The organism is Gordonia alkaliphila (assembly GCF_039542465.1).
Classification (GTDB): Bacteria; Actinomycetota; Actinomycetes; order Mycobacteriales; family Mycobacteriaceae; genus Gordonia; species Gordonia alkaliphila.
On record NZ_BAABIE010000003.1, the window covers coordinates 296,413 to 316,470 of the forward strand.

18 protein-coding genes and 1 pseudogene are annotated in these 20,058 nt (G+C 66.5%); 10 read left to right on the forward strand and 9 right to left on the reverse strand.

The window, feature by feature from the left end:
• Positions 1-75: 75 nt before the first annotated feature.
• The 5 genes from gyrB to dnaA form a co-directional block, all read right to left on the reverse strand.
• Complete coding sequence (gene gyrB / locus ABD989_RS05210) at positions 76-2,112, reverse strand: DNA topoisomerase (ATP-hydrolyzing) subunit B (protein WP_345312676.1); 2,037 nt, start codon at positions 2,110-2,112, stop codon at positions 76-78.
• Positions 2,113-2,310: 198 nt separating this feature from the next.
• Entirely contained in the window at positions 2,311-2,853 is a 543-nt protein-coding gene (locus ABD989_RS05215) for a DUF721 family protein (protein WP_246993146.1), read from the reverse strand.
• Positions 2,850-4,046: a DNA replication/repair protein RecF gene (recF, locus tag ABD989_RS05220; RefSeq protein WP_345312677.1), complete on the reverse strand. Its 1,197-nt coding sequence runs from the start codon at positions 4,044-4,046 to the stop codon at positions 2,850-2,852. Before recF ends, ABD989_RS05215 begins: the two co-directional genes overlap by 4 nt.
• A gap of 7 nt (positions 4,047-4,053) precedes the next feature.
• Positions 4,054-5,256 carry a DNA polymerase III subunit beta gene (dnaN, locus tag ABD989_RS05225; protein ID WP_345312678.1) on the reverse strand — a complete coding sequence of 401 codons (1,203 nt, stop codon included), beginning with the start codon at positions 5,254-5,256 and terminating at the stop codon, positions 4,054-4,056.
• Positions 5,257-5,769: 513 nt separating this feature from the next.
• The gene (gene dnaA / locus ABD989_RS05230; protein ID WP_425556484.1) at positions 5,770-7,275 is read right to left on the reverse strand and encodes a chromosomal replication initiator protein DnaA; all 1,506 of its coding nucleotides are present in this window, start codon (positions 7,273-7,275) and stop codon (positions 5,770-5,772) included.
• Between the two features lie 389 nt (positions 7,276-7,664).
• On the opposite strand from dnaA, the gene rpmH reads away from it, so the two are divergent.
• The 9 genes and pseudogenes from rpmH (at position 7,665) to ABD989_RS05275 (ending at position 16,174) form a co-directional block, all read left to right on the forward strand.
• Positions 7,665-7,808, forward strand: coding sequence for a 50S ribosomal protein L34 (gene rpmH, locus ABD989_RS05235; RefSeq protein ID WP_246993135.1), 144 nt, complete (start codon positions 7,665-7,667; stop codon positions 7,806-7,808).
• 29 nt (positions 7,809-7,837) lie between these two features.
• A complete protein-coding gene (gene rnpA / locus ABD989_RS05240; RefSeq protein WP_246993132.1) occupies positions 7,838-8,251 on the forward strand; it encodes a ribonuclease P protein component in 414 nt (137 codons plus the stop codon).
• Entirely contained in the window at positions 8,251-8,589 is a 339-nt protein-coding gene (gene yidD / locus ABD989_RS05245; protein WP_246993129.1) for a membrane protein insertion efficiency factor YidD, read from the forward strand. Before rnpA ends, yidD begins: the two co-directional genes overlap by 1 nt.
• 3 nt (positions 8,590-8,592) lie before the next feature.
• Positions 8,593-9,507 (forward strand): annotated as a pseudogene (gene yidC / locus ABD989_RS05250) (membrane protein insertase YidC); the annotation flags it as partial.
• A 1,100-nt stretch (positions 9,508-10,607) separates the two neighbouring features.
• Positions 10,608-11,210 carry a Jag family protein gene (locus tag ABD989_RS05255; protein ID WP_246993127.1) on the forward strand — a complete coding sequence of 201 codons (603 nt, stop codon included), beginning with the start codon at positions 10,608-10,610 and terminating at the stop codon, positions 11,208-11,210.
• Positions 11,211-12,549: 1,339 nt separating this feature from the next.
• Entirely contained in the window at positions 12,550-13,257 is a 708-nt protein-coding gene (gene rsmG / locus ABD989_RS05260; RefSeq protein WP_345312721.1) for a 16S rRNA (guanine(527)-N(7))-methyltransferase RsmG, read from the forward strand.
• Between the two features lie 60 nt (positions 13,258-13,317).
• A complete protein-coding gene (locus tag ABD989_RS05265; protein WP_425556481.1) occupies positions 13,318-14,274 on the forward strand; it encodes a ParA family protein in 957 nt (318 codons plus the stop codon).
• Positions 14,271-15,356, forward strand: coding sequence for a ParB/RepB/Spo0J family partition protein (locus tag ABD989_RS05270; RefSeq protein WP_345312681.1), 1,086 nt, complete (start codon positions 14,271-14,273; stop codon positions 15,354-15,356). The genes ABD989_RS05265 and ABD989_RS05270 overlap by 4 nt, the downstream gene beginning before the upstream one ends.
• A 119-nt stretch (positions 15,357-15,475) precedes the next feature.
• A complete protein-coding gene (locus tag ABD989_RS05275) occupies positions 15,476-16,174 on the forward strand; it encodes a hypothetical protein (protein WP_345312682.1) in 699 nt (232 codons plus the stop codon).
• A gap of 90 nt (positions 16,175-16,264) precedes the next feature.
• Here the strand turns inward: ABD989_RS05275 and ABD989_RS05280 are convergent, their stop codons facing one another.
• The 3 genes from ABD989_RS05280 to trxB all read right to left on the reverse strand — a co-directional run bounded on the left by ABD989_RS05280 (position 16,265) and on the right by trxB (position 18,832).
• Entirely contained in the window at positions 16,265-17,380 is a 1,116-nt protein-coding gene (locus ABD989_RS05280; RefSeq protein WP_345312683.1) for an N-acetylmuramoyl-L-alanine amidase, read from the reverse strand.
• 148 nt (positions 17,381-17,528) lie between these two features.
• Positions 17,529-17,864, reverse strand: coding sequence for a thioredoxin (gene trxA / locus ABD989_RS05285; RefSeq protein ID WP_246993107.1), 336 nt, complete (start codon positions 17,862-17,864; stop codon positions 17,529-17,531).
• Positions 17,865-17,890: 26 nt separating this feature from the next.
• Positions 17,891-18,832: a thioredoxin-disulfide reductase gene (trxB, locus tag ABD989_RS05290; protein ID WP_246993105.1), complete on the reverse strand. Its 942-nt coding sequence runs from the start codon at positions 18,830-18,832 to the stop codon at positions 17,891-17,893.
• A gap of 179 nt (positions 18,833-19,011) precedes the next feature.
• Between trxB and ABD989_RS05295 the strand changes: the two genes are divergently transcribed.
• On the forward strand, positions 19,012-19,335 hold the full coding sequence (locus ABD989_RS05295; protein ID WP_246993102.1) for a hypothetical protein: 324 nt from the start codon (positions 19,012-19,014) through the stop codon (positions 19,333-19,335).
• Between the two features lie 6 nt (positions 19,336-19,341).
• Here the strand turns inward: ABD989_RS05295 and ABD989_RS05300 are convergent, their stop codons facing one another.
• Entirely contained in the window at positions 19,342-20,037 is a 696-nt protein-coding gene (locus ABD989_RS05300; protein ID WP_246993100.1) for a TetR/AcrR family transcriptional regulator, read from the reverse strand.
• Between the last annotated feature and the right edge of the window lie 21 nt (positions 20,038-20,058).

Sequence of the window (20,058 nt, forward strand, 5' to 3'; positions counted from 1 at the left end):
GGCGGTGCTCGACCGGCAACTCAGGTTCCGACGGGTTCGACCGGCGCGAGGATGGTGAGGGAGTCGCGAGGTGTCTCAGACGTCCAGGAAACGGACGTCCTTGGCGTTGCGAGCGATGAAGCCGCGACGTGCGGCGACGTCCTCGCCCATCAGGATGGAGAACAGTTCGTCGGCGGCGGCCGCGTCGTCGAGGGTGACCTGCTTGAGCACGCGGACCTCGGGATCCATGGTGGTCTCCCACAGCTCGCTGGCGTTCATCTCGCCCAGACCCTTGTAGCGCTGGATGCCGTCGTCCATGTTGATCTTCTTGCCCGCGGCCTTGCCGGCCTCCAGCAGCGCGTCCCGCTCGCGGTCGCTGTAGGCGAAGTCCGGGGCGGAGCCCTTCTGCCACTTCAGCTTGTACAGCGGCGGCTGCGCCAGGAATACGTGACCGTGCTCGATGAGCGGCCGCATGAAACGGAACAGCAGGGTGAGCAGCAGCGTCGCGATGTGCTGGCCGTCGACGTCGGCGTCGGCCATCAGCACGATCTTGTGGTAGCGCAGTTTGGCGATGTCGAACTCGTCGTGGATGCCGGTGCCGAAGGCGGTGATGATCGACTGCACCTCGGCGTTTTTCAGCACGCGGTCGATGCGAGCCTTCTCGACGTTGATGATCTTGCCGCGCAGCGGGAGGATCGCCTGGTACATGGAGTCGCGGCCGGATTTGGCGCTGCCGCCTGCCGAGTCGCCCTCCACGATGTAGACCTCGCACTTGGTGGGGTCGTTGCTGCGGCAGTCGGCGAGCTTGCCGGGCAGACCGCCGATGTCGGTGGCGGTCTTGCGGCGGACCAGTTCGCGGGCACGACGGGCCGCCATCCGGGCCTGCGCCGAGTCGGCGGCCTTGCGGATGATGATCTTGGCTTCGGCCGGGTTGGCCTCGAACCAGTGGCCGAGATGCTCATTGCAGGCCTTCTGGACGAAGCCCTTGACCTCGGTGTTGCCGAGCTTGGTCTTGGTCTGACCCTCGAACTGGGGATCGCCGACCTTCACCGAGATCACCGCGGCGAGACCCTCGCGGATGTCGTCGCCGGTGAGCTTGCCGTCCTTCTCCTTGATCAGCTTCTTGTCCAGCGCATACTTGTTGACCGTGCTGGTCAGCGCGGCGCGGAAGCCTTCTTCGTGGGTACCGCCCTCGATCGTGTTGATCGTGTTGGCAAAGGTGTGCACCGACTCGGAGTAGCCGGCATTCCACTGCATGGCGATCTCCACCTCGTGGCCTTCACCCTTGGCGCCGAAGCCCACGATGGTGCTGTGGATGGCGGTCTTGGTGCGGTTGAGGTGGCGGATGTAGTCGACCAGCCCGTCCGGGTAGTGGTAGGTCCGGGACTTCACCTTGGCGATGGCCGAGGCCTTCTCCTCGGACGACTTGATGCTCGCGTCGTCCTCTTCGGCCTCGGCGTCGTTGTCGGTGACCCGCTCATCGGTGAGGGTCATCGTCAGGCCCTTGTTGAGGAAGGCCATCTCCTGCAGACGCCGGGCGACCGTCTCGGCGTGGAAGTCGGTGGTCTCGAAGATCTCCGGGTCCGGCCAGAACCGCACGGTGGTGCCGGTCTTGGTGCTGGCACCGACCTCGGTGAGGGGTCCGGGCTTGGCGTAGTCGTAGGTCTGCTGCCAGAGGCCGCCGTTGCGCGCGATCTCCAGCTCCACCTTGGTCGAGAGGGCGTTGACCACCGAGATACCGACGCCGTGCAGGCCGCCGGACACCGCGTAGGAGTCGGAGTCGAACTTTCCGCCCGCGTGCAGCTGGGTCATGATGACCTCCACTGCCGGCACGCCGGTCGCGTGCATGCCGACGGGCATGCCTCGACCGTCGTCGACCACCTCGACACCACCGTCGGCGGTGAGCGTCACGTCCACGCGCGTCGCGTGACCTGCCATCGCCTCGTCCACCGAGTTGTCGACGACTTCCCAGATCAGGTGGTGCAGACCCCGCTCACCGGTGGAACCGATGTACATACCGGGTCGTTTGCGGACGGCTTCGAGGCCCTCCAGGATGCTGATGGAGTCGGCGCCGTAATCGCCGGGGTTGCTCTTGCCAGTCTTCTTCGACTCGGATTTGCTGGTGTCGGCCACGGGACGCGTCCGCTCCTTCTCGTTGAGAACACTTGGAGCCAGTGTACTTCGTAGGCGTGCAGAACGTTGCTTCGCCACGTCCTCACGTCGCCGTAGATCGGCGAATCTCGGTCAACATGGGTCCGATTGTGTTCAGCCGAGTTCTATCGCGTCTCGACGCGCGCAGCGACGCGAAACGGATTTCCCGCGACCAGCGGGTTACCCGTAGGTGTCGCGGGGTCCTCGACCGGACACATGCAGCGGTCCCTTGCGCCACGACGGCGCCGCGGGTCCGGTGATCCGCAGGCTCTTGACCACACCGTGGCCGACGGCCGCGGCGATGCTGGCCAGGATCTGCGACTGCATGTAGCGGAGCTGGGTGGCCCATGCGGTCGACTCGGCGCGCACGTGCAGCACGCCGTCGGTGAGCGAGGTGGGTTCGGCGTGCGCGGCGATGTCCGCGCCGACCACCGCGGCCCAGGAACCGAAGACCGTGCCCTCGTTGATCTTCGACGACCAGCCCCGCGCTTGCGCCACCGCGCCGGTCAGACTGCCCAGCGTCTGCGGATCACGACTGTCCGGACCTGCGCCCGACCAGCGACGACGCTTACGATCCCGCCCACCGGTGCTACCGGAGCGAATCGGCCCGCTGCGTCCGCGGCCCACCTGTTTGCCCGCGGCCTGAGCCTCCGCACGCGCCTGCTCCAGCGCGCGCCGCGCCACCTCGTAGCCCGATGAGCGTTCGGCCTGATCGTCGTTCATCCCGCCTCCTCGCTTGCCCGCTCGTCACCGATGATCGCCGAGCGACGCCCCGCATCGTCCTCCACGACACCGACAGAGATGCGACGTCCGGACAGCACCTGCGGGATGTCGGCGCCGACCGCGGCGGTGATCAGCAGCTGCTCGGCGTCGGCGGTGAACTCGGCCAGCTTCTCCCGTCGGGCGACGTCGAGTTCGGCGAAGACGTCGTCGAGCATGATCACCGGCTCCACTCCGTCGGCCCGCAGAATCTCGACGCACGCCAAGCGCAGTGCGAGCGCCATGGACCACGACTCCCCGTGGCTGGCGAACCCCTTGGCCGGCTCCTCGCCCAGGTGCAGGTAGAGGTCGTCGCGGTGCGGACCGATCAGGCAGACGCCCCGATCGATCTCTCGGCTACGCACCTCGCGGAGTCGATCGCCGAGGATCTCCCGGATGTCGGCGACCGTCTCCGCCCCGCCCGCGATCTCGTCCAATTCCGGACCGGCCGCCGAACGGTACGCGATGCCGGCCCGCCGCGAATGCGGTGCGATCGACGCGTACGCCTGCTCCACCAGCGGATTCAGTGCGCGCACCACCGCCAACCGATCGGCGGTGACCTCCGCACCGAACTGCGCCAACTGCTCGTCCCACACGTCGAGCGTGCTCATCACCGAATCCGCCTCGGCCGAGGACCGGCGCATCGCCGAGCCCGCGGTCTTGAGCAGCGCCGAGCGTTGCCGCAGCACCCGTTCGTAATCGGTGCGCGCCGCGGCCGCGATGGGTCGCAGCTGCACGGTGATCTCGTCGACGAAACGTCGTCGCTCCCCCGGCTCGCCGCGCACCAACGCCAAGTCTTCCGGCGCGAACAGCACCGTGCGCAAGACACCGAGGACATCACGCGTGCGACGCACCGGTGCGGTGTTCAGGGTGGCCTTGTTGGCGCCCTTCTCCCGGATCGTCAGTTCGACGGTGAGCTCCCGGCCGTCGTTCTCGACGGTGGTCCGAATGCGCGCCGCCGCCGCCCCGGTCCGCACCAGCGGAGCATCCGAGGACACCCGGTGCGAGCGGAGCGTCGCGACGTAGAAGAGCGATTCGAGCAGGTTGGTCTTGCCGAAACCGTTGCGCCCCACCAGGATCGTGGGTTCTGGACGCAGCTCGAGATGCACCGTGTCCCACGACCGGTAGTCGGTCAGCGCGAGATCGCGGACGAACAAGAGGAGATCAGCCCGGCAGGCGCACCGGCATCAGCAGATAGCTGAAGTCGCTCGCCGGTGCCAGGTAGGCGCCGCTCTCGTCGGCCACCGGCTCGTCCTCCGAACCCGGGCGCAGCACCGCCGGACGGATCGCCGCACGACGCTCACCGGAGCCGTCGGGCTCGGGGTTGGTGAAGCCGAACTGCACCGTCTTGGCACCGATCGCGGCCAGGCCGTCGAGCAGGTAGGTCGGGTTGAAGGCGATCAGGATGGGATCACCGTAGAACTGCACGTCGACCGACTCCTCGGCCTTGCCGGCCTCGTCGCCGCCGGCGGTCAGCAGCACCGAGTCGTTGGAGAAGTCCATGCGGATCTGGGCGCCGCGCTCGGCGACCAGCGAGACGCGCTTGATCGCTTCGATCAGCGCCGCGCTCTCGATCGAGGCCACCGAGGTGTGGCTGGCCGGGAAGAGCTGGCGGAACTTGGGGAACTCAGCGTCGAGCAGCCGGGTGGTGGTCTTCTTCGCGTTGCTCGTGATGCCGAGGATGCCCTCGGCGCCGATCGCGGTGCTCGACCCGAAGGCGAGGGCCACCGAGCCGGCGTGGTCCGCGCCGGCGGACTTGGCCGCGTCGGAGAGCGTCTTGGCCGGGACCAGGGCGGCGCCGGTGGCGCCGGCGTCCCGCGGGTGCCATTCGAGCTCGCGGACCGCGAGACGGAAACGGTCGGTGGCGGCCAGCACCACGCGGTCGCCGTCGATCTCCATGCGGACGCCGGTCAGCATCGGCAGGGTGTCGTCCCGGCCGGCCGCGACGGCCACCTGCGAGACGGCCTCGGCGAAGAGATCACCGGACACGGTGCCGGTCTCTTCGGGCACGTCGGGAAGTTCGGGGTAGTCCTCGACCGGCATGGTCGGCAGCGAGAACTTGGAGCTGCCGCAGGCGATCGCGACGCGGGCGCCGTCGATCGTCACGTCGACCGGCTTGTTCGGCAGTGCCTTGGTGATCTCGGCGAGCAGGCGACCGGAGACCAGCGCGGTACCGGTCTCGGCGACCTCCGCGGAGATCACCTCGGAGGCGGAGACCTCGTAGTCGAATCCGGAGACGCGCAGACCGTCCTCGCCGGCGGTCAGGACCACGCAGCCCAGCACCGGGACCGGGGGACGGGACGGCAGGCTGCGGGCAACCCAGGTGACGGCATCGGCGAACTCGTCGCGCACGACACGGAACTTCATCTGCTCTGATTGCCCTTCTCGACGAACCGACCGCGAGGGAACTCGGGTCAGGCGACGGGTGGTCGCCGAATCCCACTGTAGAGCCCGGCGGACGGATCTTGTGACTCAGATCGGGAAGCGACTTGGCCGACCCTGGCGTGTCGCGAGCCGAGTGGCGTTGTGGGTGTGTATCCCCAAGCTTGTTTTAAAAAGAAGATCTTTAGAGACAAAATACTTGTAGTAATAAGTCCTGTGGAACCTGTGGAAATCAGCTGTCGATGCAGGTGAACACACATTTTCTGATGTGGACCGTCAGTGGACGACGGCGGTGGACAACTCCCGATGCCTGTGGAAGACCCTGTGTATCCCCAGCCGTCCAGATGCGGTCCACAGGTTCGGGGGCAGTTGTCCGCAGGCTTTCCACAGGCCGTGGGAGAACTGCGACCTGGGATTTCGCCGACTGCGGCCGCACGCGCCGATGGGCGCGGCGGCCGCAGTCACGACGAATCACAACCCTGCAGGAGTACTTGAGACTCAGCTGCGAGTCTTCTGCTTGATACGAGCAGTGAGCTGCTGAACGTCGTTGTAAACGTCCTGGTCGGAGCCGATCGTGTTGCGGATCTTCCGATCGGCGTGGATCACGGTCGAGTGATCGCGGTTGAACGCCTCACCGATCTGCGGCAGGGAGAGGTCGGTGAGTTCGCGGCACAGGTACATGGAGATGTGCCGGTAGCCCACGAGCGGCCGACTCTTACTGGTGCCGATCAGATCGTCGACGCTGATGCCGTAGTAGTCCGCCGCGATCGCGATGATTCCGGCCGCACTGATGTCGGTCACGCCCGACTCCGGGATGAACTGCTTGAGCACCATCTCGGCCAGCGACAGATCCAGGGCGGTGTTCTGCAGCGAGGAGAACGCGGTGACGCGGATCAGGGCGCCCTCGAGCTCGCGGATGTTCCGTTCCACGCGGGAAGCGATGAGCTCGAGCACCTCATCCGGCACGTCGAGCTGGTCGCTGAGCGCCTTCTTCCGCAGGATCGCGATGCGGGTCTCCAGGTCGGGCGGCTGGACATCGGTGATCAGGCCCCACTCGAAGCGGGTCCGCAGCCGATCCTCCAGCGTTGCGAGCTTGCTCGGCGGACGGTCCGAGGAGATGACGATCTGCTTGTTCGAATTGTGCAGCGTGTTGAAGGTATGGAAGAACTCCTCCTGGATACCTTCCTTGCCCTCGAGGAACTGGATGTCGTCGACCAGCAGCATGTCCACTTCGCGATAGCGCGTCTTGAACGCCTGCTGACGGTCGTCACGCAGCGAGTTGATGAAGTCGTTGGTGAACTCCTCGGTGGAGACGTACTTGACGCGCATGCCCGGGAACAGTCGTTGCGCGTAGTGGCCCGCGGCGTGCAGCAGGTGGGTCTTCCCCAGTCCCGACTCGCCCCAGATGAACAGCGGGTTGTAGGCGCGAGCAGGGGCTTCGGCCACGGCGACGGCCGAAGCGTGGGCGAACCGGTTCGACGCGCCGATGACGAACGTGTCGAAGGTGTACTTCGGGTGCAGCGTGACCGTGCTGTCGGAGGGCGCGGTGGTGTCGCGATCCTCGAAGTAGGCGGCCCAGTCGCGGGTGCCGCCGGAATCCTGCGGCGGCACGGCGCGCACGGGGGCCTCCGGCTCGGGAGCCGCCGGCGCTGCAGGTCGGGCGGTCGCGGCACCGGTATCGACGGCGGGCTCGACGACCAGGGGGGCGGCGGGCGGCTCGTCCTGGTGTTCGGCGATGCGGACCGCCACTTCCACCGGCTGCCCGAGGTGACGGCTCAGCGAATCGCTGATGGTGTCGCGCAGGTTTCGCTCGATCTGTTCCTGGATCAGTGCATTCGGTGCGGTGAGCAGTGCGAATCCGGAGGTGAAGGTCAACGGTCGGACGTTCGAGAGCCACGCTTTCTGCATGCGGCTCAGCGGCTGGGTGTCCGGTGCGAGGTCGTTGTGCAGTTCGTCGACCACGCGACTCCAGATCGCGCTGAACGAGCCATGTTCGTCGGCCACCGATGTCCTCCTAGATGTTTGAGCTTCGACGTGGATCGTCGCCTCGATCGAGAGGGACATCCACAACGCACTTCCACAGCGCGTCGACAACCGCTGGGTCCGAAACCTGCACCTGCCGACGAACTGTCCACAATGTTATCCACAAGTGTGGAACTCGGGTGACACGATTTCCACAGGCGACGGGAGCGATTGTGTCGTCTGCCGGGTGAAGCGAGCAGAATAGCCGACGCGACGGTGCTCGTTTGATTTGGACACGCACCCTGAGTAGTCTCGACTGGTCGCCCGAGCATGGGCTGAATCGAACCTGGCCGGGCCGGGTTCGGCGCGGTCTGCGCCGCTGGAACCATGCGGGCCGTAGACCACAGTTGTAACGAGACCGAGGAGTTCCCATGGCTAAGGGGAAGCGCACTTTCCAGCCCAACAACCGTCGTCGTGCCCGTGTGCACGGCTTCCGTCTGCGTATGCGGACGCGCGCCGGCCGCGCCATCGTCACCGGCCGTCGTCGCAAGGGCCGCGCCAAGCTCACCGCCTGAGCTGGTCGAGAGTCGGGTCGACCCCTCCGGTGTCTGCTGACTCAACGCGACTGCAGCGCAGTTCCGATTTCACCCGCACACTCGATAAGGGCGTGCGGGTTTCGGCGCGTGATCTGACGATCAACGTACTCCCGCTGCCGGCCCGCTGGCCCGACTCCACCGATGCTCGCAGCGACGTGGCCGTCTTCGGCGGACCGCGGCTCGGGCTCATCGTCTCCAAGAAGGTCGGCAACGCGGTGACGCGGCATGCGGTGGCTCGACGCCTCCGGCATGCGTTCGCGCAGTCGCGGAGCGCACTGGGCTCCTCCGAGGCCTACGTGGTGGTTCGCGCGCGCCCGAGCGCAGCAGCGTGCTCCTCGACAGACTTCGAACGCCAGCTCCGGCGCGGTTTCGAGCATCGCAAGGTGGCGACCGCGGTCGCGGCCGCCGAATCGGTGCACTGATGACGTCCTTCGGCGCGAAGCTCTACGCCTTTCCGCGACAAGCGCTCATCTTCGTCATCGAGCTGTACCGCACGTGGGTCTCCCCGATGCGGATGCCGACCTGCCGATTCGAGCCGACCTGCAGCACCTACGCCGTTGAAGCCCTGCAGAAGCGCGGTTTCGTGTACGGCTCGCTGCTGTCGATCTGGCGACTTCTCAAATGTGGACCGTGGCACAAGCCCGGTTACGACCCGGTACCCGAACGACGCCCACGCCGTCGTGACCGGGATGCCCAGACTTCCCATACCAATGGCTCCACCTCAGACGGTGGGCAAGCTATGTCAGATAGGGGTCAGTGAGCCGTGCTCAACTTCATCTACTACCCGGTGTCCTGGATCATGTGGGTCTGGCACTGGGTGTTCGACAAGCTCACCCCAGACAGCCCCGGGTGGTCGGGCCTCGCGTGGGCGCTCTCGGTGGTCTTCCTGGTCTTCACCCTGCGCGCCATCCTGTACAAGCCCTTCGTCAAGCAGATTCGCACGACGAAGAAGATGCAGGAAATCAATCCTCAGATGCAGGCGATCCGCAAGAAGTACAAAAACGATCGCGTGAAGATGACCGAGGAGATGCAGAAGCTCCAGAAGGAGCACGGCTTCAACCCGCTCCTCGGCTGCCTGCCGATGCTCCTGCAGATCCCGGTGTTCATCGGTCTGTTCCACGTGCTGCGCTCGTTCAACCGGATGGGCACCGGCATGGGCCAGGAAGGCCTGAGCGCGGAGGCCACCCGCTCGCTGGGTAACTACGCCTTCAGCCCGGAGCAGGTGGAGAACTTCCTCGACTCGCGGCTGTTCGGCGTGCCGCTGTCGTCGTTCATCACCCAGCCCACCACTGAGTTCGCCGCGTTCCTGCAGCCCGGTGCACCCCTGGACTTCACCCGCTGGCAGATCGCCGCGGTGGTGGTGCCGCTGATGATCGTCGCCTCGTTCGCCACGCACATGAACTCGCGCGCTTCGGTCGCCCGCCAGACTCCGGAAGCCCTGGAGAACCCGCAGACCCGCATCATGAACCGGCTGTCGCTGTGGATCTTCCCGCTCGGCATTCTCGTCACCGGTCCGTTCTTCCCCGTCGCCATCCTGCTCTACTGGGTGGCGAACAATGGGTGGACCTACGTGCAGCAGCACATCGTGTTCGGACGCATCGCGAAGGAAGAAGACCACGCGAAGGCGATCCGCGAGGAGAAGCGTCGCGCCTCCGCTCCCCGACCGGGCGAGCGTCCCCTGCCGGGCAACTTCGCCCCGGGCAAGGCCATGGATCGCGGCTACCTGGCCCTCGCGGAAGGCCGCGTCGGCGACGCCATCGGCGAGTTCCGCAAGGTGACCCGCTACGGCCAGCGCAACACCGAATGGGCCTACAAGGACCGCAACGGTCTGGTGCAGGCCGCCGACGAACTGGTGCGCCTGTCCGATGACGCGGAGCTTCGTGCGTCCCTGGCCTTCCAGTGGACCGACGCCGCTCGCAAGGAAGCCACCGCTGAGGACGCCGAGATGGGCGCTCTCGATGCCTACCTGACCCTGCGTCGCCAGCAGCTCCTCGCTTGGCTGAACGACGGACACGACGCCCGTCTGAACACCGTGATGCGGGAGGACAACGGCATTCTGACGGCCTACGAAGAGGCCTGGGAGAAGGCCAACGAGAACGCACCGGTGCCCGAGCTGAGCCGGGATCGGAAGGCCGATTGGGCACGCATGGTGTCGATCGCGATGTTCCGTGCCGGCAAGTTCGACGATGCCCGGATCTACGCCCGCCAGGCAGCGGCGATCTACGACCAGATCATCGAGCAGGCCGAAGAGGCCGGCCCCGAGTCGCAGGTGGATGTGGCCGGTTACAAGCGGGAATTGGCTCAGGTGAAGCTGATCGCCGCCGCCCCGTCGGATGGCACGTGGAAGCAGGCCTCGGTGCCCGCCGCGGAGAAGAACACCCGCGAACTGGAAGGCCGCGAAGGCGTCTCGCTGCTGGGTGAGTCGGCCGGGGTCGACCCCGAGCACGTGGCGGCCGCGCAGGCCTGGCACGAGGCAGCCGTCGCCGCGCACGGCAAGAAGGTCGGTGGTTCGGGCGCGATCTCGGACACGGCGTCGGCGCTGAGCGACTCGGTGCTGAAGCCCGGTGAGGCCGGGCCGCAGTCGCGGACCGAGGCCGAACGTCGAGTGCCCGAAACCGCAGTGGCGCGGGAGAACACGGCACCGGCGAAGCCGCAGCAGCAGGGTGCCCCGGGACACAAGCCGGGCCAGCGCAAGGGCAACAAGGGCAAGAAGAACCGCCGCGGCGGTCGCTAGCCCGCCCACCATTGAACTTCTCGTGAATCAAGTGAGGTACTGAAATGACTGAGCAAGCAACACCGGCACAGGTCGACGACGAGACCATCGTCGACGACGCTGTGGTGGAGTCTCCCGCCGTGGACGATGCCGCAGTGGACTCCCCCGCCCAGAACGACGCGGTGGATTCTGACGATGACGACGATGAGGATCGGTTGGTCGAGGAAGGCGAGATCGCCGGCGATTACCTCGAGCAGCTCCTCGATGTGCTGGACTTCGACGGCGACATCGACCTCGACGTCGATGGCGACCGTGCGATCGTCAGCATCGACGGCGGCGAAGATCTCGATCAGTTGGTGGGGCGCAAGGGTGAGATCCTGGATGCGCTCCAGGAACTCACGCGTCTCGCCGTCCAGCAGGCTACCGGCGACCGCAGCCGACTGATGCTCGACATCGCCCGGTGGCGAGCCACCCGTCGTGAGCGTCTGGCCGCACTCGGCACCGAAGTCGCCGAACGCGTCCGGGATTCCGGCGAGCGCGAGTCGCTGGATCCGATGACTCCGTTCGAGCGGAAGATCGTGCACGACGCGGTCGCCGCCGTCGACGGCGTCTACAGCGAGAGCGAGGGCGCCGAGCCCAAGCGTCGCGTCGTGGTCCTGAAGGGCTGACCGCACGGCGTTGCCGTATCCCGGGCTCGGCCCGCGAGCGACTCACACGATCGCCGCAACTCTCTCGATGAGGGTTGCGGCGATTTTGTCGTTTCAGGGCTCGTGCGTGGGCCGCGCATATCGACGCGTCACGTGACGCTCTGAACAGGGTGCCCTCGTCTGCCGGAATTACATCGCTGATATTCCGGTGTTTCGCGTGAAACACTCTCACCCGTCCGGTGATGCCCCGCTCCGCCGATACAGCGTTCCCCGCTGGCGGAGCTTGTCGAAGCCTCCCCGGTCGGCCGACGGAGACTCACCTCTGCCGAGATACTGGTTCTCGCCCAAGGGGGCGCCCCCGGCACTCTCGTTGACGAAGTCCGTGTCATGGAGGATTTGCCCCAGGGGATCTCTCCGGATGCCTGCTCCCTCGGGCGCAGCTGGGACTGGATGGCGGACTATCCACCCCCTCCCCCTGCCGGGTGGCGGCGGGCGCCGCGCCTCGAGTGCGCTCGCGAGTTTCACGTGAAACTGGACCGGGGGTTGGGTCCTCGAGTTGTTCGCCGGAGGCCTCGATGCCTCGATACGGCAGTGGTTCTCCGCTGGCTGAGCTTGCCGAAGTCCTGCGCGCCGACTCGGACTGCTGCTCCTGCTTTGCTGCCATGGACTGCGTTTGTGTGGCGCTGGGAACTCTGCCGGCGTCAATCAGTGGGGTCTTCGGTGGGTTCGCACATGAGCGGTGGGCACGGAGCATTCGCAAGCCTCGTCCCGATCCTGGAGATGGCGGATAACGTTTCACGTGAAGCGAGCCCGTGGGCGGAGGATTCGTTGACTCCCCTCCCCCGCTAGAAGTGTTTTGTCCTGTGGAGCGCCACGACTGCGGCGGTTGTATCGCGGTAAGCCGCCGGTGCGGACGGCCGGGAGAAGCGGTGGGCAGGATCCACCGGGCTCATACGTGAGGGCACCGGGTGGGCTGGTGGGTGGCGTGTCCTCCGGGCCGCCGGGTCGGGATGGGGTGGGACATCGAGAGGGTCAGCCATCGAGAGGTCCTCGGCGGGACCGGCCGCCGTGAGGCTCTGACATTGTCGCTCAGAGGTGGGGCCTGGACAACGGGCTCAGCGGGCGGTACTGGTGGGGCTTCGACAAGCTCAGCCGACGTGAGGTGGCTTCAACAGGATCAGCCGGTGGACGGGGTTCAGGCGGCGGATAGAGCTCGTGGGTGCGGTGTTCGGTGCCTGGGTTTCACGTGGAACGTCGTGCGGGAGGCGTGTAGAACGGTGATATGCGGGGATGTGGACACTCGACTAGGTGGGTGCCGGTTCAACGTGAAACAGTGGACTCAGACAAAAGGAGTTGTGGCGTGAACCAGACAACCGATGGTTGTGAGCCGCGCCCAGAGATCGCCGAGGAGATCTTCGGTGATCGGGTGGGACTAGCAGATAAGTACGTCGAGATCCTCAGTGAGGAAGGCGTGCTTCGCGGATTGATCGGCCCGAGTGAGCCGGCGCGGCTGTGGACGCGGCACGTGCTGAACAGTGCGGCGGTTGCGGAGGCGATCGGACCGAATCTGCGCGTTGCCGATATCGGTAGCGGAGCGGGCTTTCCGGGGATCCCCCTCGCCATCGCCCGACCGGATCTGGACGTCGTCCTGATCGATCCCCTGCTGCGTCGGACCACTTTTCTCGCCGAGGTGATCGAGAAGCTCGGCCTCGACAACGTGACGGTAGTGCGCGGCCGCGCGGAGGAACAGGCGGTGATCGATCAGGTGGTATCCGCCGACGTGGTGACGTCGCGGGCGGTCGCCCCCCTGGATCGGCTGGCGCGGTGGTCCGCTCCCCTGGTTCGGGTCGGCGGACAGTTGGTGGCTCTCAAGGGGCGTTCCGCCGCGGACGAGATCGTCGAGCATCGCGAGGCGGCGGCGCGCGTGGGCCTCAAAGAGCTGACCACCCGCGAAGTCGGTTCTCGACTCAGTGAGCCGACCACCGTGGTGATCGCCTCGCGCGTGGAGACCGCCGGCGACCGCAAGGCACAGCGACGTGCGGAGCGCCGGGCGAAGAGGAAGGGCTGAGAGTTGGTTTCCTTCCGGCGTAAGACGCAGAATAGGGACAACAACCAGAGGGGTGTCGGGGTGGCGAACCACAGCAAGAGTGAATCGCAGAGCGCGGTTCCACGTGAAACTCCGGTGGCGCACAGCACCGTGGAACTGGGGGACACACCGATCGCGGCGGCTGCCGAACGGGCCAGCCAGATCCTCACCCCGGGTGGAGCCGGTACCCTCCCCCGCCCGGCCACCCGCCGGATCATGACCGTCGCCAATCAGAAGGGCGGCGTCGGCAAGACCACCTCGGCCGTGAACCTGGCCGCGGGTCTGGCGCTCCACGGTCTAGGTGTGCTCGTGATCGATCTCGATCCGCAGGGCAACGCGAGCACCGCCCTGGGAATCGATCACCGTAAGCCGGGTATCGCCTCGGTCTACGAGATGCTCCTCGACGACGTACCGCTGCGCGAAGCCATTCAGCAGTCGCCCTCGAACGAGCGACTGTACTGCGTGCCGTCGACCCTCGATCTGGCCGGCGCGGAGATCGAGCTGGTGTCGGTGGTGGCCCGCGAGAGCCGTCTGCGCAACGCGCTGGACGACGAGGTGCTCGACGAGCTCGGTATCGACTACGTCCTCATCGACTGCCCGCCGTCGCTCGGACTGCTGACGGTCAACGCGATGGTGGCCGCGCGCGAGGTGCTCATCCCCATCCAGTGCGAGTACTACGCCCTCGAGGGCGTGGGTCAGTTGCTGCGCAACATCGAACTGATTCAGGCGCACTTGAATCGGGAGCTGCACGTGTCCACGATCCTGCTCACGATGTACGACGGCCGGACCAAGCTTGCCGATCAGGTGGCCGAGGAGGTGCGGTCGCACTTCGGTAGCAAGGTGTTGCAGACGATCATTCCGCGCAGTGTGAAGGTGTCCGAGGCACCGGGCTACGGGATGACGATCATCGACTACGACCCGGGTTCACGTGGCGCCATGAGCTACCTGGACGCCTCGCGGGAACTGGCCATGCAGGTACTGAAGGAGAATGCGAAGTGACGCAGCGGGACACCCCCAAGCGCGGTGGACTGGGACGCGGTCTGGCGGCCCTGATCCCGACCGGCCCGGTGGAGACCGAGCAGCCCGCGGACGCCGCGGGTGCGGGTTCGGCAACGGCGTCGACGACGGCGACCGGAACCACGGCGACGAAGACCAAGCGACAGGGCATCAACACCACCCGGATGGGAAGCGCCGCGGCGGATGTTCTTCTCGGCGGCGCCGTCCGCCCCGATCCGGAACCGACGGTCGACGAGGTCGGTGCCGTCTACCGTGAGATCCCGCCGGCGGAGATCGAGCCCAATCCGGAACAGCCCCGCACCGTGTTCGATGAGGAAGCCCTCGCCGAGTTGGAGCACTCCATCCGCGAGTTCGGGCTGATGCAGCCGATCGTCGTGCGGGAGCTCGCCGAGCCGACGGCCGACGGCGTTCGCTATCAGTTGATCATGGGCGAGCGCCGCTGGCGCGCGAGCACCAGCGTCGGCATCGAGCGGATTCCGGCGATCGTCCGCGAGACCAGCGACAGTGATCTGCTGCGCGATGCACTGCTGGAGAACATTCACCGAGCACAGCTGAATCCGTTGGAAGAGGCGGCGGCCTATCAGCAGCTGCTCGACGAGTTCGAGGTGACGCACGAGGAGCTGGCCAACCGGCTGGGTCGCTCGCGCCCGGTGATCACCAACATGATCCGTCTGCTGAAGCTCCCCATTCCCGTCCAACGTCGGGTGGCTGCCGGGGTGTTGTCGGCGGGACATGCGCGCGCGCTGCTCGCACTGGACGCCGGCGCCGAGGCGCAGGAAGCATTGGCCGCACGCATCGTGGCGGAGGGTCTTTCGGTGCGCGCCACCGAGGAAGCGGTCACGCTCGCCAACCACGACGGTGCGCCCGACTCCCCCACCCCGAGCAAGCGTCGGCCTCCGATGCAGATGCCGGGCCTGAAGGATGTGGCCGACCGGCTGGCGGATCGACTCGACACCAAGGTCACCGTCAGCCTGTCCAAGCGGAAGGGCAAGGTGGTCATCGAGTTCGGGTCGGTCGACGATCTGGAGCGCATCGTCGGTGTGATCGCCGAACAGCAAGCTTGATCGACCGTGTGACGGTGACACCGGAGTACCGGTTGTCAACGTCACTGTGACACTAGGGCATCACCCCGGTGGCGGCGAGATCGCCGACGGGGAACTGACATCGAGAGGAGGCGGGCGCGATGGGGGTCTCCGTGGCGCCGTTGGAGTTGGACGGTTTCGACCGTCTACCACTCCACACTCGCCGCTGCGTGTTCTGGGAGGTGGATCCGGAAGCGGTCGCCGACACGCTCGACGATGCCTTGACCGGTTCGCTCGGCGGCTTCGAGAGTGAGTTCGACAAGGAGGCGTGGGTGTCGGGTCTCCTCCTGGAATGGGGCACCTGCTGCCAGACGGCGATCGAGTCGACGACGGGCCGCGTGGTCGGCACCGCCTTCTACGCGCCGCCGAGTCGGGTTCCGCGCGCCAAGCGGTTCCCGACGGCGCCGGTGGGTGCTGATGCGGTCCTGCTGACCAAGATCACCACGGAACCCGGATTCGACGAGGTCGCCCCCCTGCTCCTGGACGCCGTGGTGGCGGATGCGATCGGACGCGGTGTGCGGGCGATCGAGGCCTTCGGGTACTCGGCGTCGGACGCGGACCTCGCGAAGGATCTGGTCGCACTCCTGCTCGGCGGCGGTGTCCCGGGAAACGTGTGCGACGAGTGCCTGATGGCCACCGACTTTCTGGTCTCCTCCGGCTTCGAGGTGGTGGCCGACGATCAGTATCTGCCGCGGTTGCGATTGGACCTCGATGAAGGACTCGGTTGGAAGAGCCAGGTGGAACGGGCGCTGTCCAAGCTGGTGATCTCGGAGACGATCTCGCTGCAGGCCGTGCACTGATCGAGTGTCGTCGTCCATCGCCGAGCAGCAGAAAGGGCTGAGGTTTCACGTGGAACCTCAGCCCTTTTTCGTCGGTCGGTTGTCCGAGAGCTAGTACGAAAGCCGTTCTGCCTCAAGGAGATCGGCGAAAGTGTACGTCCCAGTGGGGCGGTCGTTCTGACCCTGCAGATACAGCCGCTTGACCGCCACCAAAATCGCTTCGGCGATGGTGTCTCGGAACTCGGGCGAGCTCAGCAGCCGGGCATCGGACGGATTGGTCCAGTAGCCGACGTCGAGCATCACGGCGGGCATCCTGGTGAGCCGCAACAGATTCCAGGTGCGCTCGTGCACGCGGCAATCCAGCAGCGGTGTCCGAGCCACCACTTCCCGCTGGACGTAGCCGGCGAGGTGCCGACCGATCGTCGAGTAGGAGCCGTGATGGTTGCCGAAGTAGAAGCTCGCGGCGCCGTGCGCCTGCGCGTTCGGATAGTGGCCCATTCGCAGCGAGATCATCAGGTCCGCGTCGATCATGTTCGCGATGCGGGCCTTCTCGTCGTCACTGGGCGACGACGTGCGGTCGTGAGACAGCGATGTGGTCATGCCGGCGGCGGCCATGCGGCCTTCCAACCGCGCGGCCAGATCCCAGAGAATCGCCTTCTCGGCCTCGTCGACGTCGGTGCCGTACGGATCGATCAGAATCCGCTTGCCGGTGAGCTGCGGACCGGAACTGCGGACCAGCTCTTCCTGCCGGATGGCGTGTGGCGATCCGCCGGTCACTCGGGAGCCGAGCCGATTGAGCGAGAGCAGCGTCGCCGGTCCGCAGATGCCGTCCGACGTGAGGCCGTACTCGGCCTGGTACAGCCGCACCGCATCGTGGGTGGTCTCGGCGAAGATGCCGTCGACCAGACCGTGGTAGTAGCCCAGGTTCTGCAGGCGCCCCTGGAGGGTGGCGACGTCGTCGCCGGACATCGGTGCCGACAGCCGGTAGGTGAGCACCCGGCTGCCGAGCCGGTAGGAGGCTTCGCGGAGGGCAGCATAGGTCGAGCGTCCGACGATGCCGTCCGCCATCAACCCGCGCTGCTGTTGAAACGCCCGCACGGCCCGCTCGCAGGCTGCATCGAAGAGATCGTCCGCCTGGTCGGAGGCTGCCAGCAGTCCCTGACCGACGAGAATGGCGCGGATCTCGGCCACACCCGAGCCACGGTCCCCCGGACGCAACGTTGCCATACAAAACCCGCTTCCCTCATCGATCTGACGCCCGCGACGGCGGTTCGTGGACGTGACGACACCGCTCATTCTCTCAGGTCGGCGTGGAACCCGACAAATGTTCTGGCCGAATGCTGCTTCAGGTGATCCGGCCGAATGCTGTATCCCGTTAGGCCGAGCCGAGGACGGGTGCCAGCTCGCGCAGGATGGCCGCCTTCGACTTCACGCCGCGCATGGTGGTGACCGCCTTGCCGCCCTGGAACAGGATGAGGCTCGGCACCGCCATGATCTGAAGATCACGCGCGGTCCGCGGGTTGGCGTCGACGTCGACCTTCGCGACGGTGAGGGCATCGCCGTGGTCGCGGGCAATCTCCTCGACCACCGGGGAGAGCATTTTGCAGGGACCGCACCAGGTGGCCCAGAAGTCCACGAGAACGGGCTTGTCGGACTCGAGGACCGTGCTCTGGAAGGTGTCGTCGGTGACATCGATGGTGTGGGCGCCCATGGGTTTCTCCTTCGATAGGCAGATGGTCAGGACTCGCGGGCGGCGAGCCAGCGTTCGGCGTCGATGGCTGCGCTGCAGCCGCTCCCGGCGGCCGTGATGGCCTGGCGGTAGGTGGAATCGACCAGATCGCCGCAGGCGAAGACGCCGGGCAGCGCGGTGTAGGTGGACCGACCCTCGACCTGGACGTAGCCGTCGTCGTCGAGTTCCACCTGCCCACGAACGAGCTCGCTGCGCGGATCGTGTCCGATCGCGACGAACATGCCCGTCATCGGCAGGACGGTGGCCTCGCCGGTGCGGGTGTCGGTGATCTCCAGTTCCTCCACACCGTTGGTGCCGCGTACCTCGCTGACCGTGGCGTTGGTGAGGAACTCGATCTTCTCGTTGGCGCGGGCCCGCTCGAGCATGATCTTGGACGCGCGGAACTCGTCGCGACGGTGGATCAGGGTGACCTTCCGTGCGAACTTGGTGAGGAAGGTGGCTTCCTCCATCGCCGAGTCGCCGCCGCCGACGACGACGATGTCCTGGTCGCGGAAGAAGAAGCCGTCGCAGGTGGCGCACGACGAGACGCCGCGACCGAGGAAGTCCTGCTCGCCGACCACGTCGAGGTAGCGGGCGGCGGCGCCCATCGCCAGGATCACGGCGCGGGCGCGGTAGACCTCACCGGCGACCTCGACTTCCTTGATCTCGCCTTCCAGGCGGAGCGCATCGACGTCCTCGGTTCGCAGGTCGGCACCGAAGCGGGTGGCCTGCTCGCGCATCTCCTCCATCAGGTCCGGACCCTGGATGCCGTTGCGGAAGCCGGGGAAGTTCTCCACCTCGGTGGTGGTCATCAGCGCGCCGCCGTACGAAATGCCTTCGAAGACAAGGGGTTTGAGCTCTGCGCGCGCGGCATAGATCGCGGCGGTGTAACCGGCCGGCCCGGATCCGACGATGATGAGGTCGTGGATCGTGTTGTCGGTCTCGGTCATGGGTCCTCCGTGCTGCAGGGTTTGGGGCGGGATGCGTCGTCAAGCTTCAACAACAGCCTAGGTGGTGGTGTTCCCGCGGCCGCGATTCAGGTGAGTCCGCGGTCGCAACGGTAGATTCGGGTCATCACCCGCCGGTCCTCGTCCGACCGCCGCATTCGACACCCGAAGGGGAGCTACCGATGAACGACGACGCGCCGCTGCAGGTCTGGAAGGCTCGTCGCCCGGTGGGGCGCGGCCTGGCCGCCGGCCGACTGATACTGACGAAGACGCACATCACCTTCGAGCCGAAGGGTCTCGCGGCGCGGGTGGACGGGATGCGCTTCTCCGTGGCGACCAAGCATGTGGCGGCCATCGGCACGATCGAAGGTCAGGGCGGACGCTTCGCCCGGAAGATCGAGCGCCTGTGCCTCACCCTGGGCGACGGTTCGCAGTGGGAGTTCGTCGTCGACGATCTTCCCGAGGTGGTCACCGTGCTCGGTGCCGCCGTGCCGCGCCGAGCATGAGGGGGCTCAGAGTCGCAGGATGTGCTCGTACGTGGCGACGAGCATCGAGGTGATGACCTCGTGAATGGCCTCGGTGGAGAAGAGTTCCGGACCGGACTGCGGGCCGATCGGATCCACCGTCGCCATCTGCCAGTCGACCAGCAGCTGGGTGATGGCGCCGACGAGACCGATCGCGGCCAGGCGCCGACGCGGTGATTCGCGCTCGGTCGGTGCGGTGAAACTCAGGATCAAGTCGGCCCAGTCGTGGATGGCGCCGATGCGGAGCCGTTCCAGTGCCGGGCTCACACCGACCACCTCGATGAAGATGATGCGTGCGCGCCGCGGATCGAACGTCAGCTGGTGCAGGAACGCGCCGAAGGTGACGTTGGCGAGGCCGGGCATGTGCTCGTCCGGAATGGGCTCCCCCGCCATCACTTCCGGGATCTCGGCCAGATAACCGAGCGCCGCGGTGGTGATTCCGGTGCGCGCCTCTTCGACGCAGAAGCGGTACACGGCATCGAGCAGTGCTTCGCGTTCACTGAACGACTCGTAGAAATAGCGCTGGGTGAGTCCGGCTTCGTCACAGATGGCCTTCACCGGCACATTGGGATATCCCTCGGTACCGAAGAGCTGGAGGCCGGCTTCGATCAGCGCGGCACGGCGCTGCTTGCGGCGCTGGTCGGCGCTCACTCCGCGGTAGACCCGTTCACTGTCGTTCGTCATCACGCTCATACTATCGAGCGT

Bases quoted from the DNA above. Each gene is read 5' to 3' on its own strand.
- ABD989_RS05215 (WP_246993146.1), bottom strand. From the start codon at position 2,853: ATGAACGACGATCAGGCCGAACGCTCATCGGGCTACGAGGTGGCGCGG.
- dnaN (WP_345312678.1), bottom strand. From the start codon at position 5,256: ATGAAGTTCCGTGTCGTGCGCGACGAGTTCGCCGATGCCGTCACCTGG.
- rpmH (WP_246993135.1), top strand. From the start codon at position 7,665: ATGGCTAAGGGGAAGCGCACTTTCCAGCCCAACAACCGTCGTCGTGCC.
- yidD (WP_246993129.1), top strand. From the start codon at position 8,251: ATGACGTCCTTCGGCGCGAAGCTCTACGCCTTTCCGCGACAAGCGCTC.
- ABD989_RS05255 (WP_246993127.1), top strand. From the start codon at position 10,608: ATGACTGAGCAAGCAACACCGGCACAGGTCGACGACGAGACCATCGTC.
- ABD989_RS05275 (WP_345312682.1), top strand. From the start codon at position 15,476: ATGGGGGTCTCCGTGGCGCCGTTGGAGTTGGACGGTTTCGACCGTCTA.
- ABD989_RS05280 (WP_345312683.1), bottom strand. From the start codon at position 17,380: ATGGCAACGTTGCGTCCGGGGGACCGTGGCTCGGGTGTGGCCGAGATC.
- trxA (WP_246993107.1), bottom strand. From the start codon at position 17,864: ATGGGCGCCCACACCATCGATGTCACCGACGACACCTTCCAGAGCACG.
- trxB (WP_246993105.1), bottom strand. From the start codon at position 18,832: ATGACCGAGACCGACAACACGATCCACGACCTCATCATCGTCGGATCC.
- ABD989_RS05295 (WP_246993102.1), top strand. From the start codon at position 19,012: ATGAACGACGACGCGCCGCTGCAGGTCTGGAAGGCTCGTCGCCCGGTG.
- ABD989_RS05300 (WP_246993100.1), bottom strand. From the start codon at position 20,037: ATGACGAACGACAGTGAACGGGTCTACCGCGGAGTGAGCGCCGACCAG.